The organism is Tepidibacillus decaturensis (assembly GCF_001561915.1).
Lineage (GTDB): Bacteria > Bacillota > Bacilli > Tepidibacillales > Tepidibacillaceae > Tepidibacillus_B > Tepidibacillus_B infernus.
This window is the reverse complement of record NZ_LSKU01000001.1, coordinates 2,307,294-2,308,135: the sequence shown is the minus strand read 5'-3', so window position 1 is coordinate 2,308,135 and position 842 is coordinate 2,307,294. Positions and strand designations below refer to the sequence as shown.

The 842-nt window shown below is 31.7% G+C and carries 1 protein-coding gene; it reads left to right on the top strand.

Going from position 1 to position 842, the window contains the following annotated elements:
- The coding region (locus U473_RS10815) for a class I SAM-dependent methyltransferase (RefSeq protein ID WP_068726232.1) at positions 1-721 on the top strand (721 nt) is incomplete at its 5' end.
- Positions 722-842: the final 121 nt, after the last annotated feature.

Sequence of the window (842 nt, the reverse complement as noted above, 5' to 3'; positions counted from 1 at the left end):
TATGAAGGAAACTTGGGAAAAAGTTTGGGAAACTCACAAATTAACTGATTGGGATCCACTATCAGAGGAAATATATCAAATCTTAAAGAGAGAAGTTAAGGATTTTAAAGGAAAAAAGATTCTAGAGGCTGGTTCCGGCTCAGGTAGAATTTCATTACGGTTGGCACTTGAAGGTGCGGAAGTTACACTCCTTGATTTTTCAGAAAAGGCTTTAGAGATAGCTGATAATTATTTTAGTAAATTTGATATGAAAGGAAATTATGTGTTAGCAGATTTAACTAAAAGTTTACCGTTTGAAAATGATGAATTTGATTTGGTTTGGAATTCTGGAGTGATGGAGCATTTTCTGTTTGAACAGCAAGTTTCTATAATAAAAGAATTTTATAGAATCGCAACAGAATTCCATACTTTTAATCCAAATGCGAGCAGTTTCTTCTACCGCCTTGGAAAGTGGTTTGCAGAACTATCAAATACTTGGCAATATGGAGAAGAATTTCCCATTATCACCTTAGAAGGAGTTTTTAAAAATGGGGGTTTTTCGCTCGAAAAAGAAGAACCAATAGCATTTTTGAACTCATTATATTTTTTAAATTATATACCTAATAGCAGTAATGTAACAAAGGTTATTTTTGCTTATTTATCACAATTAAATGATAAGGAAAGAAGAGAAACAGAACAACGATTAGGGGGATATCTTTTATATTCAAAAGGAGTAAAGTAATGGCTAATCAAAATATACTAGTATTAGGCTCCATCCATTGGAAAAAAGATTTATGGCAACGACCTCAACATATTTTTCAAGGGTTGAAGAATAAGGGGTACAATATTTATTTTATAAATAA